Origin of the sequence: Mesobacillus jeotgali, assembly GCF_002874535.1 — a bacterium.
GTDB lineage: Bacteria > Bacillota > Bacilli > Bacillales > Cytobacillaceae > Mesobacillus > Mesobacillus jeotgali.
In genome coordinates this window covers 3856920-3871833 of record NZ_CP025025.1, presented here as the reverse complement: position 1 = coordinate 3871833, position 14914 = coordinate 3856920, and the positions used below count along the sequence as shown (strand labels likewise).

Annotated in this window: 16 protein-coding genes, 1 other RNA gene and 1 pseudogene; 15 read left to right on the top strand and 3 right to left on the bottom strand. The window is 41.6% G+C overall.

The window, feature by feature from the left end; all coding sequences use genetic code 11:
• Window positions 1–386 precede the first annotated feature (386 nt).
• From secG to CD004_RS19560, 9 genes are all read left to right on the top strand, one after another.
• Window positions 387–620, top strand: a complete 234-nt coding sequence (gene secG / locus CD004_RS19600) for a preprotein translocase subunit SecG (RefSeq protein ID WP_102264285.1) — start codon at window positions 387–389, stop codon at window positions 618–620.
• A 172-nt stretch (window positions 621–792) separates the two neighbouring features.
• A complete protein-coding gene (locus CD004_RS19595; protein ID WP_102264284.1) occupies window positions 793–1539 on the top strand; it encodes an alpha/beta hydrolase in 747 nt (248 codons plus the stop codon).
• An 85-nt stretch (window positions 1540–1624) separates the two neighbouring features.
• Window positions 1625–4009 (top strand): ribonuclease R, encoded by a 2385-nt coding sequence (gene rnr / locus CD004_RS19590; protein WP_102264283.1) that lies wholly within the window; start codon window positions 1625–1627, stop codon window positions 4007–4009.
• 143 nt (window positions 4010–4152) lie between these two features.
• Window positions 4153–4620, top strand: a complete 468-nt coding sequence (smpB, locus tag CD004_RS19585) for an SsrA-binding protein SmpB (RefSeq protein WP_102264282.1) — start codon at window positions 4153–4155, stop codon at window positions 4618–4620.
• Window positions 4621–4769: 149 nt separating this feature from the next.
• Window positions 4770–5128: a transfer-messenger RNA gene (gene ssrA, locus CD004_RS19580) on the top strand.
• A gap of 483 nt (window positions 5129–5611) precedes the next feature.
• Window positions 5612–6553, top strand: a complete 942-nt coding sequence (locus CD004_RS19575) for a glycosyltransferase family 2 protein (RefSeq protein ID WP_102264281.1) — start codon at window positions 5612–5614, stop codon at window positions 6551–6553.
• Window positions 6546–8255 carry a DUF6020 family protein gene (locus CD004_RS19570; RefSeq protein WP_102264280.1) on the top strand — a complete coding sequence of 570 codons (1710 nt, stop codon included), beginning with the start codon at window positions 6546–6548 and terminating at the stop codon, window positions 8253–8255. Before CD004_RS19575 ends, CD004_RS19570 begins: the two co-directional genes overlap by 8 nt.
• The gene (locus CD004_RS19565) at window positions 8249–8596 is read left to right on the top strand and encodes a DMT family transporter (RefSeq protein WP_102264279.1); all 348 of its coding nucleotides are present in this window, start codon (window positions 8249–8251) and stop codon (window positions 8594–8596) included. The genes CD004_RS19570 and CD004_RS19565 overlap by 7 nt, the downstream gene beginning before the upstream one ends.
• Window positions 8593–8922 (top strand): EamA family transporter, encoded by a 330-nt coding sequence (locus CD004_RS19560; protein ID WP_102264278.1) that lies wholly within the window; start codon window positions 8593–8595, stop codon window positions 8920–8922. Before CD004_RS19565 ends, CD004_RS19560 begins: the two co-directional genes overlap by 4 nt.
• 245 nt (window positions 8923–9167) lie before the next feature.
• On the opposite strand, the gene CD004_RS19555 is transcribed toward CD004_RS19560, so the two are convergent.
• Window positions 9168–9896: a YwaF family protein gene (locus CD004_RS19555; protein WP_102264277.1), complete on the bottom strand. Its 729-nt coding sequence runs from the start codon at window positions 9894–9896 to the stop codon at window positions 9168–9170.
• A gap of 131 nt (window positions 9897–10027) precedes the next feature.
• Between CD004_RS19555 and CD004_RS19550 the strand changes: the two genes are divergently transcribed.
• The 3 genes from CD004_RS19550 to CD004_RS19540 all read left to right on the top strand — a co-directional run bounded on the left by CD004_RS19550 (window position 10028) and on the right by CD004_RS19540 (window position 12235).
• Window positions 10028–10459: a DUF2935 domain-containing protein gene (locus CD004_RS19550; RefSeq protein WP_102264276.1), complete on the top strand. Its 432-nt coding sequence runs from the start codon at window positions 10028–10030 to the stop codon at window positions 10457–10459.
• 184 nt (window positions 10460–10643) lie between these two features.
• Entirely contained in the window at window positions 10644–11558 is a 915-nt protein-coding gene (locus CD004_RS19545; protein ID WP_102264275.1) for an ABC transporter permease, read from the top strand.
• 113 nt (window positions 11559–11671) lie between these two features.
• Complete coding sequence (locus tag CD004_RS19540) at window positions 11672–12235, top strand: FAD-dependent oxidoreductase (protein WP_102264274.1); 564 nt, start codon at window positions 11672–11674, stop codon at window positions 12233–12235.
• Between the two features lie 107 nt (window positions 12236–12342).
• On the opposite strand, the gene CD004_RS19535 is transcribed toward CD004_RS19540, so the two are convergent.
• Window positions 12343–12609 (bottom strand): DUF2188 domain-containing protein, encoded by a 267-nt coding sequence (locus CD004_RS19535; RefSeq protein ID WP_102264273.1) that lies wholly within the window; start codon window positions 12607–12609, stop codon window positions 12343–12345.
• Window positions 12610–12700: 91 nt separating this feature from the next.
• Window positions 12701–13252 carry a DUF6944 family repetitive protein gene (locus CD004_RS19530; RefSeq protein WP_102264272.1) on the bottom strand — a complete coding sequence of 184 codons (552 nt, stop codon included), beginning with the start codon at window positions 13250–13252 and terminating at the stop codon, window positions 12701–12703.
• Between the two features lie 184 nt (window positions 13253–13436).
• Between CD004_RS19530 and CD004_RS19525 the strand changes: the two genes are divergently transcribed.
• The 3 genes and pseudogenes from CD004_RS19525 to CD004_RS19515 all read left to right on the top strand — a co-directional run bounded on the left by CD004_RS19525 (window position 13437) and on the right by CD004_RS19515 (window position 14890).
• Window positions 13437–13865: a cell wall hydrolase gene (locus tag CD004_RS19525; protein ID WP_102264271.1), complete on the top strand. Its 429-nt coding sequence runs from the start codon at window positions 13437–13439 to the stop codon at window positions 13863–13865.
• 61 nt (window positions 13866–13926) lie between these two features.
• Window positions 13927–14130 (top strand): annotated as a pseudogene (locus tag CD004_RS19520) (hypothetical protein); the annotation flags it as partial.
• A 217-nt stretch (window positions 14131–14347) separates the two neighbouring features.
• Window positions 14348–14890 carry a GNAT family N-acetyltransferase gene (locus tag CD004_RS19515; RefSeq protein WP_102264270.1) on the top strand — a complete coding sequence of 181 codons (543 nt, stop codon included), beginning with the start codon at window positions 14348–14350 and terminating at the stop codon, window positions 14888–14890.
• The last annotated feature ends 24 nt before the right edge of the window (window positions 14891–14914 follow it).

Here is a 14914-nt window from a genome sequence, read left to right as displayed (position 1 = left end):
AATCGAGAAACCGAAAAAAGTGTCCGATAGAAGGTCCCTATCGGACAAACGGAATCGAGAAACCGAAGAAAGTGTCCGATAGAAGGTCCCTATCGGACAAACGGAATCGAGAAACCGAAAAAAGTGTCCGATAGAAGGTCCTTATCGGACAAACGGAAGCGAGAAACCGAAAAAAGTGTCCGATAGAAGGTCCCTATCGGACAAACGGAAGCATGAAACTGAAGAAAGTGTCCGATAGACAAACAGGGGATGGAATTCATGAAGGTGTCTTTGTTCTATCAGGCATTGTGATATAATAATCCTCAACAATTCAGACAAGTATTGTTTCATTCTTGAAAATGTGATAAATTTAAAATACTGTTAGCAGTTTTATCGGGAGGTACGTCATGCATACATTGTTAGTTGTTCTTTTAGTGATCGTCAGCATTGCTCTTATTGGAGTTGTTCTTCTTCAATCAGGCAAGAGTGCTGGTCTGTCCGGTGCGATTTCCGGCGGCGCTGAGCAATTGTTCGGTAAGCAAAAGGCAAGAGGCCTTGACCTAGTCTTGCACCGTGTTACGATCGTGTTGTCTGTTTTATTCTTTGTCTTGACTATTGCCGTTACTTATTTTGAACTATAATACACACAATGACCCGGCTTCAATAGAGGCCGGGTTTTATTGTGTTTACATAAGCAAAATCCTCACATATTTCTGGTGAATATGGGTATTTACATATATAAAGGCTTTTAATTGAATGTTACAAGCATGTTTGTTAAAACTAAGTAAGATATTTGATAGAGGGAGTAGGAAAATGAGAAAGTTAGTGCCAAGACCTTTTACATTTAAAGCTGGAAAAAGAGCGGTGTTGCTGCTGCATGGATTTACCGGTAATTCTGCGGACGTCAGGATGATGGGCCGATTTTTAGAAGGAAAAGGATACACATGCCATGCGCCTGTTTTTAAAGGACATGGTGTCCCGCCTGAAGAACTGATACATACTGGTCCTGAGGATTGGTGGCAGGATGCGCTAGATGGCTACGAATTCCTCAAAAACGAAGGGTATGAGGAAATAGCGGTAGCTGGTTTGTCGCTTGGAGGCATCCTTTCGCTGAAACTCGGATATACCAAGCCTCTCAAGGGAATCGTGCCAATGTGCGCACCGATGCATCTTAAGACGGAAGAGTTGATGTACCGCGGTGTCCTTGAGTATGCGCGAGAGTATAAGAAGATGGAAGGAAAGCCTGAGGAGCAAATCGAGGCGGAAGTAAAGGAACTCGAACAAAAATCGATGGCCACTCTGAAAGACCTCCAGGAACTCATCAAGGAAGTCCGTGGCAGCATCGACCTGATTTATACCCCGACGTTTGTTGTCCAGGCGAGACATGACATCATCATTGACCCTGATAGTGCGAATATCATCCATGACAACATCGAGTCTGAACATAAAAAGTTGAAGTGGTATGAGGAATCAGGCCATGTCATCACTCTTGATAAAGAACGTGATCAGCTGCACGAAGATGTTTACGAGTTTCTCGAGTCATTAAATTGGAAAGAATAAAAACATATAAATAATTTATTGTGTTGTTTTTTACACCAAGTGCAACAAGATTACGAAAATAGCCCAATAAAGGAGGGATTTATTAATGGATGAGAATATTAAAGGCCATATAGACAGGCTATTGCATTATATGAAGGATGAAGCTTACAAACCTCTTACGGTTCAAGAACTGGAAAGTGCCTTTGGGATCGAGGACTCCTCGACATTCAAGGATTTTGTTAAAGCGCTAGTTGTTATGGAGGAAAAGGGGCTGGTCGTCAGGACTAGAAGTGACCGATATGGTCTGCCTGAAAAAATGAACCTCGTACGCGGGCGCTACAGTGCCCATGCCAAGGGGTTTGCGTTTGTAATCACTGAAGAACAAGGCATGGATGACATCTTCATCCCGCCGAATGAAACGAGCAATGCGATGAACGGTGACACAGTCCTTGTGCGAGTCTCATCGGACAGTTCTGGACAGCGCCGCGAAGGGACAGTTGTGCGCATTCTCGAAAGAGGTGTTTCGCAAATCGTCGGTACATACACCGAAAGCAAGCATTTCGGTTTTGTGATTCCGGATGATAAAAAGTTCACAAGTGACATCTTCATTCCGAAAGAGGCTGGCATGGGTGCTGTCGAAGGGCATAAGGTCGTCGTAAAACTGACGAGTTACCCTGAAGGCCGCAAGAGCGCCGAGGGAGAGGTTACTGCGATCCTCGGTCATAAAAATGACCCTGGCGTTGATATCCTGTCGGTCATCCATAAGCACGGACTGCCTATGGAGTTCCCGGATGAAGTTCTCAAGCAAGCGAATGAAGCGCCTGATCAGATCAACGAGAGTGAGATTGCGAACCGCCGCGACCTGCGTGATGAAGTCATCGTCACGATTGATGGCGCCGATGCAAAGGACCTCGATGATGCAGTCCAGGTTACAAGACTTGAAAACGGCAACTATAAACTAGGCGTCCATATCGCCGATGTTACGTACTATGTAACTGAGGATTCCCCGATTGACCGTGAAGCAGAAGACCGTGCGACGAGTGTTTATTTGGTTGACCGGGTAATCCCGATGATTCCGCACCGCTTATCAAACGGAATATGCTCGTTGAATCCGAAGGTCGACCGCCTGACGCTGTCATGTAATATGGAGATCACTCCAGATGGGCAAGTAGTAGACCATGAAATCTACCAGAGTGTCATCAAGACGACTGAGCGGATGACGTATTTCGATGTGAACAGGATTCTTGTTGATCAAGACGAAGAAACGCGCTCACGTTACGAATCTCTTGTACCAATGTTCGAGATGATGGAAGAGCTAGCCGCTATCCTTCGTAAAAAAAGGATGGAAAGAGGCGCAATCGATTTTGATTTTAAAGAATCAAAGGTATTGGTTGATGAAGAAGGCCACCCAACGGATGTCGTTCTGCGTGAGCGCTCCGTCGCTGAAAAGCTGATTGAGGAATTCATGCTGGCAGCGAACGAAACGGTCGCCGAGCATTTCCACTGGCTCGATGTGCCATTCATCTATCGTATCCATGAAGACCCAAAAGAGGATAAGCTGAGAAAATTCTTTGATTTCATTACAAACTTCGGATACCTTGTCAGAGGATCCGCAAATGGAGTTCATCCAAGAGCCCTGCAGGAAATCATCGAGGAAGTCCAGGGCAAGCCAGAAGAAATGGTCGTTTCAACTGTCATGCTCCGTTCGATGCAGCAGGCGAAATACTATCCTGAAAGCCTCGGACACTTTGGTCTTTCGACAGAGTTCTATACACACTTTACATCACCAATCCGCCGTTATCCTGACTTGATTGTCCACCGCTTGATCAGGACCTACCTGATTGAGGGCAAGCTCGACCAGGCGACGAAGGAAAAATGGAATGCGATGCTGCCTGATATTGCCGAGCATTCATCTAACATGGAACGCCGCGCAGTCGAAGCCGAACGTGAAACAGATGAGCTGAAGAAAGCGGAATACATGGAAGACAAGGTCGGGACGGAATACGATGGCATCATCAGTTCCGTTACGAACTTTGGGATGTTCGTCGAGCTTCCTAACACAATCGAAGGCCTGGTACATGTAAGCTACATGACAGATGATTATTACCGCTATGATGAACGCCATCTGGCGATGATTGGCGAGCGAACAGGCAATGTCTTCCGAATCGGGGATGAAATTACTGTCCGAGTCATCAAGGTGAACAAAGATGAGCGCTCCATTGATTTTGAAATCGTCGGCATGAAGGGCACGCCAAGACGTGAGCGTCCGGCCCAGCCAAAGATCTTCAAGACCGGCAGCAGCGAAAAAAAGCCGCGCCACGGTAAAGAAGAAGAAGGCAAGCGAGGCGGCAGAGGTTCTGGCGGTGGAAGAGGATCAGGAGGAGGCCGAAACGGCTCCGGTTCAGGCTCTGGTTCAAAGCCAAAGAGCAAGAAGAAAAAGTTCTTTGAGAACGCCCCGGCCGCAAAACGCAAATCAAAAAAGAGAAAATAGGCAACTCTATGAGAGCTCCTGACCAGGGGCTCTCTGTTGTCCTATAGTGCCGGCAGCAGTATTCAGCCCTAGGCCCTTACGCTTTTAATTGTGGGAGCAGGGGACATTTGCTAAAATGAGAGAAATAGAAGGGGGAAGTTTTTATGCCAAAAGGTGAGGGAAAGGTCGTCGCTCAAAATAAAAAAGCTAATCACGACTATTTCATTGAAGAAACTTATGAAGCAGGAGTGGTCCTTCAGGGAACAGAGATCAAATCAATCCGTAATGGACGCGTCCAGCTAAAAGATTCCTATGCTAAAGTCCATAATGGTGAGTTATTCTTATATAACCTGCACATAAGCCCATATGAACAAGGAAACCGTTATAACCATGACCCGCTGCGCACAAGGAAGCTATTGCTTCACAAACGTCAGATTAACCAGTTGATTGGTGAAACGAAGGAAGCAGGTTATGCGCTTGTGCCATTGAAGATTTACCTGAAGAACGGTTATGCGAAGGTTTTAATCGGCTTAGGTAAGGGTAAAAAGAACTATGACAAGCGTGAAACGTTGAAAAAGAAGGAAGCAGGCCGTGATATCGAGCGTGCATTCCGCGAACGCCAGAAAATGTAAGCTTGTCAGCTGAGGAAGAGTGTACCAGTTGAAAAAAGTACTCAGTGTGTTATAATAATAACTGTCACCACGAGTGACAACATAACTTAATGCTCGGCTTAACCGAGTTCTCCTAACGTCTGTATCATGGATACAGCAACCTTTTATATGGGGACGTTACGGATTCGACAGGGGTAGTTTGAGCTTAAGTGGCGAGTCGAGGGGATCGGCCTCGTAAAAACGTCAACGCCTATAACTGGCAAAGAAAACAACAACTTCGCTTTCGCAGCTTAATACTGCATAGCGGTTCGCCCCTCCATCGCCCATGTGGTAGGGTAGCGGACTCACTCTAAGTGGGCTACGCCGGATTCCACCGCCTGAGGATGAAGGAAGAGAACAACCAGGCTAGCTGGCCGGCCGCCTGTCGGTAGGCAAAAGGACCAGCGAATCGCCAATATGCCGACTACACTCGTAGAAGCTTAAGTGCCAATATCTTTGGACGTGGGTTCGACTCCCACCGTCTCCACCAATACATATGTTGGTGGATTTTTATTTTTTTGTGACGTAAAGCATAAGCTAGCTTATGCTTTTATTTTATTTCAGGAAATTTTATGCTAAATAAATTTAATAAGTAATATATAGTGCTTGTATTGGATTTAATCTGAACCCTTTAGGGATACATATTTGTTTAACAATAAATGTTTATATCGAAAATTTATTAAAAAGGAAATATCCCCAACAATATGCTTCCCTTTGTGACTGAAATGCTTTACGTGTTAAACTAATATTAAGTATAAATTTACAAAAGTTAACATAGGGGAATTCAGGTTTATTTTAAAAAGAAAGTTTAGCTCCTTGTTGTTCTCCACAGCGGATTTCTCTAAGCAGAGTGACTTCTAGACACGACGATTACTCTTTTTTCCTTACACTAAAATAAGTTTACATTTTATAAACAATATGTATACTAAAATAGGATTTGGTGAATTTTTAAAGAAGGGCAACAGGTGGTTTTATGAAAGTAGCAGTTTTATTACCTTGTTACAATGAAGAAAAAACAATTGGTAAAGTCATTGATGATTTCCGAAAAGAGTTACCTCATGCTGATATATATGTTTATGATAACAATTCAACAGATCGTACATTTGAAGTTGCTACCGAACATGGTGCTATTGTAAGAAAGGAACCACTACAAGGTAAAGGGAATGTTGTGAGATCCATGTTCAGAGAAATTGATGCGGATTATTATATTATGGTGGATGGAGACGATACCTATCCTGCCGAATTTATTCATGAGATATTAAAACCTCTTCAATCAGGAGAGGCGAATATGGTCATCGGTGACAGGCTATCAAACCAAACCTATTATAAAGAAAATAAACGTAACTTCCATGGTTTAGGAAATAACCTTGTAAAAGGATTAATAAATAAATTATATGGCAGTAAATTATCTGATATTATGACTGGATACCGCGGATTCGACCGCTTGTTTGTTAAGTCCATGCCAGTTTTAAGTCCTGGCTTTGAGATAGAAACTGAAATGAGTATACATGCACTAGATAAACGATTTAAAATTAAAGAGATTCCAATTGATTATAGGGACCGACCAGAAGGCAGTGAATCAAAGCTAAATACATTTTCAGATGGATATAAAGTTTTGAAAATGATCTTTATTTTATTTAAAGATTACAAGCCATTTCTATTTTTTTTAATTTGGGCATTAATTTTTTTGCTTTTTGGGTTGCTTGTGGGAATGCCAGTTATTTATGAGTTCTTGAAAACTCATTATATAACAAAGGTTCCTTCGGCTATTTTAGCAGTTGGCTTAGTTATTTTATCTATGCTTTCTTTTAGTTGTGGATTAATACTAGATACAGTTGCTTCAGTAAACAAAAAGCAATATGAGTTAGAATTAAATAAAATGTATAGTAAATTGGTGAAGAATAGTGATGAGTAATCAAACAAGGTTTCTAGTTACTATTTTTCTTTCTACTTTAGCTAGCTTAGGTTTAGGTTATTTTTTTGACGTTAAGGAATGGATACTCTACGTGTTCATTTTTTTAGTCGGTGCTATAGCTATTCATTTTGTAAACAAAAATCTATCTTCGTATACGATAGAAAATTATATTGTAATATCCCTATTTTCCATTTTTCTATTAGTTAGCACAAAAGGAGAACAATTACTTCTACAAGATAATCATTTTATTCTATATCTCCTTGTCTTTCTATTTGGCTTTATTTATGTAAACTTCATATTATTGGCCTTTTTAACCATTGTTTTAAGGTATAAAGTCGAAAGTAAGGAGCTGGCAATCAGTAGATCCAGAATTCTAATCTATGGATTGCCAACTATTTTATTTGCTCCGCTCTATTTAATTGCGTTTTTTCCTGGGGTTTTAACACCTGACTCTTTTGCACAATGGGGGCAAGCGCATGGGGCGCCTTATAATAACTGGCATCCCCTCATGTATACTCTCTTTATTGAAACGTTAATACAAATTATTGATTCACCTGCTATAGTGGCTGGATTTCAAATACTGTTAATGGGGATGGTCTTTGGCTATTGTCTATACCGTTTTGAGTTACGAGGGGTTCCTTGGAAAATCTTATATATAGTAGCTATAGTTTTAGCCCTGCTACCTATGAACGGTATCTATTCAGTTACAGTTTGGAAGGATATTCTTTATAACTTGTTCCTTTTGTTATTTACTATGAATATTATTGAGATGGTCATATCGAAAGGAAAATGGTTCAGTAAAAGTGGTAATATTAGTGTTTTTATTTTTTCGTCATTAGGCTTGATTTTCTTCAGACATAACGGATTCCCGGTGTTTCTAGTGTTTTCTATGTTTTTATTTCTGGCTTATTGGAGACAGTGGAAACAATTATTACCTATTACACTTAGTATTATTATTGTTCATACTATATACACTGGGCCGATTTTTGAAGCGTTGAAGGTAAGGGATTCTGATCCTAATGAGCTGTTGAGTATTCCATCTCAACAGCTAGCTAACGTCATTGTTCATGATGGAAAAATGACAGAGGGTCAAAAGAATTACTTAAATGAAATCTTTCCTTTAGCTATGTGGAAGGAGTATTACCACCCATATACATCTGATCCTATAAAGTTTTCCGATGAATACAATCGTGAAGCGATATTCCCCAATCGATTCAATGAATATTTAAAGGTTTGGTGGAATGTTTGCCTGCAAAATCCAACCCTAGCTATAGACTCCTTTTTAAAGCAAACATCTATTGTATGGCAAATAAATGAGCCAGAAGGTCTTGGACAACAATCAACCTATGTAACTTATATTCATGAGAATAAATATGGAATTGAACGAATAACAGTAAGTGAAAATATTCGGAACATGATGACCGATTATCTTGAGGTTTCAAAAACAGAAGGAATAGTAAAAATGGTCATTTGGAGACCTGCACTTCATATGTTTATCGCTTTATTTTTTGGATATATTGCGTATCTCAGGTTTGGAGTAAAATCTCTATTGGTTCTATTACCTTTCATGCTAAATATCATGAGTATATTTGTTGCTGTTCCAGCTCAGAGTTATCGTTATTTGTATGGGACCACGTTAGTCATGGTGATAATCATCTTGTATAGTTTTCTATCCGAGAAGGAGAAGTGTAAGGAATGTTAGCTAATCTTTCTGCCTTCAAAAATAATCAAAAAGGTATATTATTCATGATACTGGCAGCAGTTTGTACGTCAACTGGTCAGTTATTTTGGAAAGTCTCAGAAGGTCAACTCAGTTGGTCCTTATTTTTAGGGCTTGTATTATATGGACTAGGTGCCATTACCATGATGGTTGCCTTTCGTTATGGAAAACTGTCTGTCCTTCATCCGCTAATGAGTATAAGTTATGTACTGGCTATCTTACTTGGACAATGGTTCCTTCAGGAAGCGCTATCCTTAATCAATTATATGGGAATACTATTTATAATATTTGGTTCAATTCTAATGGGTGGAGAAACGGAATGATTACACCATTTTTAATGATTGTTCTCATGACTATTCTTGGTGCAATTGGGGGATTTTGTTTTAAACTAGCTACTGCGGGGCAAAAGATAATTCGTACCAAATTTGTAGTTATGTTTAGTCTAGGTGGGTTGTTGTATCTTACAGCAGCGATTATAAATATATACGTACTAAATTTACTTCCCTATACAGTTGTTTTTCCTTTAACTTCAATCACGTATATTTGGACATTAATTATTTCTTCTAAATGGTTAGATGAGAAGGTAACTAAGAAAAAGATGATTGGCGTATTATCGATTCTTCTTGGTGCTTACCTTCTTGTCCTGTAAAATGAAGAGTAATTTTGGTGGGATAGATTGGGAATGGACTAGAATAATGAAATATAATTTTCCTATGTTTCCTAAAGTTTGATAATATCTTTTACTTTAAAAGTATTTTTATATGTATTAAATTCTCGTATATTAGCTAAAAAAGTAGCCATTAAGGTTGGGAAATTTATGCATTATTCTTTGGAAATAAATTTATTTACGTCACGTTTTATAGAGAAAAAGCATAAGATTGCCAAATGGCAGACTTATGCTTTTTTATTTTTACCAAAATTCATCAACCAGAACGGTAAATACAAAATAAAGAAAGTAACAAGCGCAATGGCTTCTAGTGAAAGAATATACCACGGCCATGGTCCGAGATAGTCAATGAGCGACGGATTGACTGGTTTTTCAGAGATGTACATATAGTTTCCTTCAATCAGGAAGTTGACGATGAAAACGATGAGTGTATAGACGTTCAGCCATAGGAATGCTTTCCAGATGGATTTTCCGGTCGGCCTGTATCCTGCCACAAACACCATGAACAGGTTGGCGATCACCGTTCCGCCATGGGAAATGAAGAAATGGACATAGCGGTAGTGAGGGAAAGTATACAGGCTGATGTCAGGTGTAATCATCGCCTGCAACGCACTGCCGACACCGACAAAATAGGTGAACTCAAATAGCGCATATCTTTTTGTTAAAAGTAAGAGGGCGGAGAGGATGAGTGAGATACTGCTCAGGTGAAGAGGCAACGAATATTGGTAGCTCCAATGGCCGCTCCACCATAGCCAAGCCTGCAGGCTAATTTCAGAAATGATCAGAACTAAAAATAATCCAACCCGTGCAATACGATTGATATTGGGGTTTCTCAACGGTTTTCGGAACAAGAAGAGCAAAATGATCATAAGCAGGAAAGCAGCAAGTGTATATAGGTGTACACTTGAAAATAACTGAAAGACATCTTCTGTACCTGGCACAAAAAGTTCCCTCATAAGCTCTCCTCCATTACACTTAGTTCGATTTTATCGAATCATACCCTTACTTTAACATATTCTCAGTTGGCATATATATGGTTAGAAAAACATACATTTCATACGATTACAGTTTGGAGGAGGGTGAGAGCATGCAATTCTATTATGGCCAGCAGATGCCCTTGAGAATCTTGGATGAGGCCGAGTTCTGGAAGCATCAGGAGGAGGAGCATACCGTCGTGATCAGGGAGTTGACACCTGATCTGGAACAGGAATATGTGGATGCCCTGAAGCAGTGGGAGAAGGTATTGGGGGAGACACGACATCAGGTTTTGAGATTCATTGAAACGGTGACGAGATCGTGCAACTACATACCTGCCCAGCTTCATCAGCATGTATTGAAGCTGACCTCATATTATTTGCAGCAAAGTCTTAATTTTATCAAATTGTGCGAGCAAATTAAAAATGAAAGTGAAGCGGTGAAAAATAACCCAACAGCCAAAGTAGTGCTCGACCATATCATCCGGGAATCAGAGTATTTTGTGGGGATTGCCCAGGCGCTGCTATACCAGCAGACACCTTAATAGCAAGATGGTCATGGCCTGCCAGGCAAACTGGCTGGCTATTTTTATTCTTTATTAATGATTTAGTATATGAAAATATTGATTCCATTAGTAAAATAAAGGTAACGACAAGAATCTGGAGCAGTTGGTGCGTGTGCTCCGAATTTTTCATCACCACAACAGCTGATGTTCGAGAGGGTTTAACATGAAAGTATTGATCTTTTCCTTTAAAAGAATCATGATCGCCATTCCTAGTTTGCTGCTGACCTCTATGGTTGTCTTCTTTTTGTTCATGATGATGCCAAGGGTGATGGCGACCGATTATGACCTTGCAATTCTATGGATGGAATATAGAAAGTGGATTGGCAGTTTTCTGACGGGCGATCTGGGAATATCTTCGTATTACCGTGTGCCGGTTTCGGTAATTCTTCGGGAAAAAATGACCAATACCCTCGTTCTCGGAATTACTTCCTTGCTGATCACCTATGTGTTGTCTTTTTTCATGGGAAGGTACGCTGGCCGGAACCCCAATACACTGGGAGACAAGCTGATTAGCGGAATGAATTATACTGGACTTTCCCTGCCGTTGATTGTTGTTTCCGTTTACTCGATCTATTTCTTTTCGTTCGAGCTGAACTGGTTTCCTTCCAATGGCTCAGTCGATATCACGGTGCCTGAGGGGACATGGGAATACTGGCTGGACAGGGTTCATCATCTCATTTTGCCGGCAACTGTATTGGGGATTGTCGGGACAGCTACATACACACAATTTCTGAGGGATGATATCGTTGAAAACAGCCGAAAGGAATTTGTTAGAACGGCAAAATCCATTGGAGTTTCGGATAAGAGGATTTATAATGTCCACATTCTAAAAAACTCCCTGATTCCAATCGTCACCTTTCTGGGAATTGATTTAGTGAACATCGTGAATGGTGCGATCATTGTTGAAACAATTTTTACTTATCCCGGAATCGGCCAGCTGTTCATCAAGTCGATTAACATGCGCGATCATGCGATGGTTATGAATCTGACGATGATGTTCTCTACCATCATGATCCTTGGGAATATGATCGCCGATATCCTTTATGGTGTGGTGGACCCGCGAATCAAGCTGGAATAGCTCATCCTTTTGGGTGTGTTTTTTTGAGGCGGAACTCCTAGTTTTAAAATATTCGCCTATAGAAAGAAATCTGTTATGATTATATTGAAATAAAGAAAAGGAGGAATTTTCCTATGTATGATGTAGCAACTATCGGAGCAGGCCCCGCAGGTGGAAGCGCAGCGATTTTCACAGCAAAGGCTGGCAAGAAAACAATCGTGCTGGATAACAATAAAAGCGTAACGAAGCGTGCCTGGATGGAGAACCACTACGGCGCTCCTGAAATCGCAGGTCCTGACTTAGTTGAAACTGGTATCAATCAAGCCAAAAAACACGGTGCTGAATTCGTTGAAACAACAGTGATTTCTGTCAGTAAAACTGACAGCGGCGTTAAAGTTGTAACTGAAAATGGCGAGTATGAAGCAAAGCATGTCATCATCGCGTCAGGCATGATGACTGATGTAGCTGAAGCATCAGGTCTTGCAACAAAAGATGGCACAGAGCCAAGAATCAAGACGATTTTCGACGTCGACACTGCTGGTAAAACAAATGTTGAAGGTGTTTGGGCTGCAGGCACATGCGCAGGCGTAAGTATGCACACAATCATCACAGCTGGGGACGGTGCGAAGGTTGCCATCAACGTCATCAGTGAACTGAACGGCGAGCGTTATGTCGACCATGATGTTTTAAAAGCATAATTGTGTAAAAAAGCCTTGCAGCTATCTGCAAGGCTTCGCTTATTTTAATAGATTGATAGAGACATTTGCGATTTGAGTAAGTTCTAACGTCCTGCTTAAAATGTCTGCTAATTGTTATATTTAAACTGATCCTTAATCTTGCCGTCTTCATCATGAATGTATGCCATTGTGCCAGCTTCTTCAGCCATTCGTTTTGCTTCACTCACAGCTTGGGATCTTGAGTCGGTCGTAAGCTCTGGGTCATCCTGGCCTTCCTTTTTGACAGCCCAACCCTGTTCATCATGAGGCACAGCGTGGAATCGTGCATCATCTGTACCAGTACGGTCCTTGAAATATTCCTCACGTTCCCTTCCGTTTTCCTGATTCTTTGCCATGTAAAATACCTCCTCGAATGCTGGATTACCTAATAAAGGTATTATGAATTTACCCCGGTCGTGTTGAGGAAAACAAGAATATTTCTGCTTTTTATCCAGTTTCATCCAAATAATCTATTGTGGAACCAACTGCCTCAATAATGGAGCCTGTAGCCTGAATCCAACTCCCGGCTGTATTGATATTTTCACCCACCCCACCCTGTAGCTCTATGATGCCTGAGATTGCTTGCATTGAATTCCCGATGATTTGAAGTAAGTTTCCATATAAATGGTAGATTGATTCTAGGGAATGCCCATTTGCTAATGTATCATTTAGGACGGCGCTGCCTCCTAATGCCTGTATCAGATTTCCTTTGATATCCAGCCCCTGTTCCGTTTCATCATCCACAGGAAGAAGAATGCCCGCAATCACCGTAATATTCCCTGCCGACTGGATCATGTTTCCAATCTTCTCCATTGTAAAATAGCGCTCGCTGTCAGCAATCAGTGCATTACCCAAAGCCTGAAGCTCGTTTCCCCACAGGTTAAAGCTAGTCAGCTGGCCTTCGGTTAAATTCTTGAAAGGGGTGCTTCCAATTGCCGCAAGAGTGGTACCGGATGCCTGAATCCACGCGCCAAAAAGTTCCTTCCGCTCATTTTCCATGATTATCGCCGCCTTCGTCCTGATATCATCTTATACGTGCAAAAGAGATTTGTTATCGATTATGAATAAGAAAACCGTATAGCCCAAGCTCTTGAATAATAGGAATAGAAGTGAAGGAGTGTAGCCCTGTAAACAGGTGGGTTATTCACCTCTGAACGGAGAATCCGATGGTGGAGGTTATGCCATGGCAGTAGTAAAGCATACGGAGGCTGATGTTGATCTGCTGGCGCGATTGTTGAGAGCAGAGGCTGAGGGTGAAGGGCAGCAGGGGATGTTAATGGTGGGAAATGTAGGGATCAACCGGATACGTGCGAACTGTTCTGATTTTAAGGGATTAAGGACCGTGCCGCAGATGATTTATCAGGAACATGCTTTTGAAGCAACACAAAAGGGTTATTTTTATCAGAGGGCAAGAGAGGTTGAGAAAAGACTCGCAAGGCGTGCGCTTAAAGGGGAGAGGCTGTGGCCGGCAAAATTCAGCCTGTGGTATTTCCGTCCGCCAGGGGATTGTCCGCCGACTTGGTACAATCAGCCGCATGTCGGCCGATTTAAGCTTCATTGTTTTTATGAGCCAACAGGTGAAGAGTGTGCGAATATTTATAACACCTTCTAAATAGCTGGACTGTCTGGTTTTAAACCTGGCAGTCTTTTTTGTGGCTAGTGATCACCTCTGCAGCATTATACTCGGCGGTACCTTCACAGCGATGATGCCATCAGAAATGATGTCCTTGCTGCAAATCTCGTCGATCCTTCTAGTAGGATTGTTCTTATACGCCATCATCATACTGCCTCTGTTTATCCCGCTCTTGGTGAAGAACTTTGGTGAAGCAAACAGGCGGCCGTTTAAAAGAGTTTACACAAGGCTGATTTCGAAGTGATGATGTAAAAAAACACATAGAGTTGGGGCAGACCACATTATTGTGGCTGCCTCTTTCTACTGTTAGAAACCCTCCACACCGAAAGTTTTTATTGCCTATAACTCCAGGAAACCATAAGATGGAAATATCAAACTTAAAGGGGATAGAATATTGCGTATATATAACTTGGTTTTTTCAGATGAAGAGGTGAAATTAATACTAGAATAGGAGAAAAATAATGACCAAAAATCTTTTTCGCGGACAAACGCTAAAGCTTACAGCTAAAAGGGAAGGGGATACAGAAATCATCGCTTCGTGGGATGAAGATCCGGAGTACCTTAGAAATGTTGACACAGATATTGCGATACCTCGCCCGGTTGAGCATTTTGAAGGTGAGGGTGATCCTGGTTCGAGTAGCTTTTACTTCCGCTTAAGGACTATCGAGGATGACAGGTTGATAGGTTTTATTGTCATCCACAGCATCGAATGGAATAACAGGGCAGGAATGCTTGCAATGGGCATCGGCAACGCAAATGATCGAGGAAAAGGGTACGGATCCGAAGCGTTACAGCTCATCCTCCGATACGCATTCCATGAACTGAACCTGAGCCGCGTTGGCCTGGACGTCATTGAATATAATGAGCGGGGGATACGCGCTTATCAAAAAGCTGGCTTTCAAATCGAGGGCAGGATCAGACAGGCAGTCCATCGTGATGGCAAAATTTACGATCGAATCAATATGGGGATCCTACGGTCGGAGTGGGAAGAAATGAATAACTAAAAAAAAGAAGGGACCAGGCATTCT

Excerpts from the sequence above, each read along its gene's own strand:
- secG (WP_102264285.1), top strand. The coding sequence starts at position 387 with ATGCATACATTGTTAGTTGTTCTTTTAGTGATCGTCAGCATTGCTCTT.
- CD004_RS19565 (WP_102264279.1), top strand. The coding sequence starts at position 8,249 with ATGTTAGCTAATCTTTCTGCCTTCAAAAATAATCAAAAAGGTATATTA.
- CD004_RS19570 (WP_102264280.1), top strand. The coding sequence starts at position 6,546 with ATGAGTAATCAAACAAGGTTTCTAGTTACTATTTTTCTTTCTACTTTA.
- CD004_RS19530 (WP_102264272.1), bottom strand. The coding sequence starts at position 13,252 with ATGGAAAATGAGCGGAAGGAACTTTTTGGCGCGTGGATTCAGGCATCC.
- CD004_RS19595 (WP_102264284.1), top strand. The coding sequence starts at position 793 with ATGAGAAAGTTAGTGCCAAGACCTTTTACATTTAAAGCTGGAAAAAGA.
- CD004_RS19545 (WP_102264275.1), top strand. The coding sequence starts at position 10,644 with ATGAAAGTATTGATCTTTTCCTTTAAAAGAATCATGATCGCCATTCCT.
- CD004_RS19515 (WP_102264270.1), top strand. The coding sequence starts at position 14,348 with ATGACCAAAAATCTTTTTCGCGGACAAACGCTAAAGCTTACAGCTAAA.
- CD004_RS19575 (WP_102264281.1), top strand. The coding sequence starts at position 5,612 with ATGAAAGTAGCAGTTTTATTACCTTGTTACAATGAAGAAAAAACAATT.
- CD004_RS19560 (WP_102264278.1), top strand. The coding sequence starts at position 8,593 with ATGATTACACCATTTTTAATGATTGTTCTCATGACTATTCTTGGTGCA.
- CD004_RS19550 (WP_102264276.1), top strand. The coding sequence starts at position 10,028 with ATGCAATTCTATTATGGCCAGCAGATGCCCTTGAGAATCTTGGATGAG.
- CD004_RS19535 (WP_102264273.1), bottom strand. The coding sequence starts at position 12,609 with ATGGCAAAGAATCAGGAAAACGGAAGGGAACGTGAGGAATATTTCAAG.
- smpB (WP_102264282.1), top strand. The coding sequence starts at position 4,153 with ATGCCAAAAGGTGAGGGAAAGGTCGTCGCTCAAAATAAAAAAGCTAAT.
- CD004_RS19555 (WP_102264277.1), bottom strand. The coding sequence starts at position 9,896 with ATGAGGGAACTTTTTGTGCCAGGTACAGAAGATGTCTTTCAGTTATTT.
- CD004_RS19540 (WP_102264274.1), top strand. The coding sequence starts at position 11,672 with ATGTATGATGTAGCAACTATCGGAGCAGGCCCCGCAGGTGGAAGCGCA.
- rnr (WP_102264283.1), top strand. The coding sequence starts at position 1,625 with ATGGATGAGAATATTAAAGGCCATATAGACAGGCTATTGCATTATATG.
- CD004_RS19525 (WP_102264271.1), top strand. The coding sequence starts at position 13,437 with ATGGCAGTAGTAAAGCATACGGAGGCTGATGTTGATCTGCTGGCGCGA.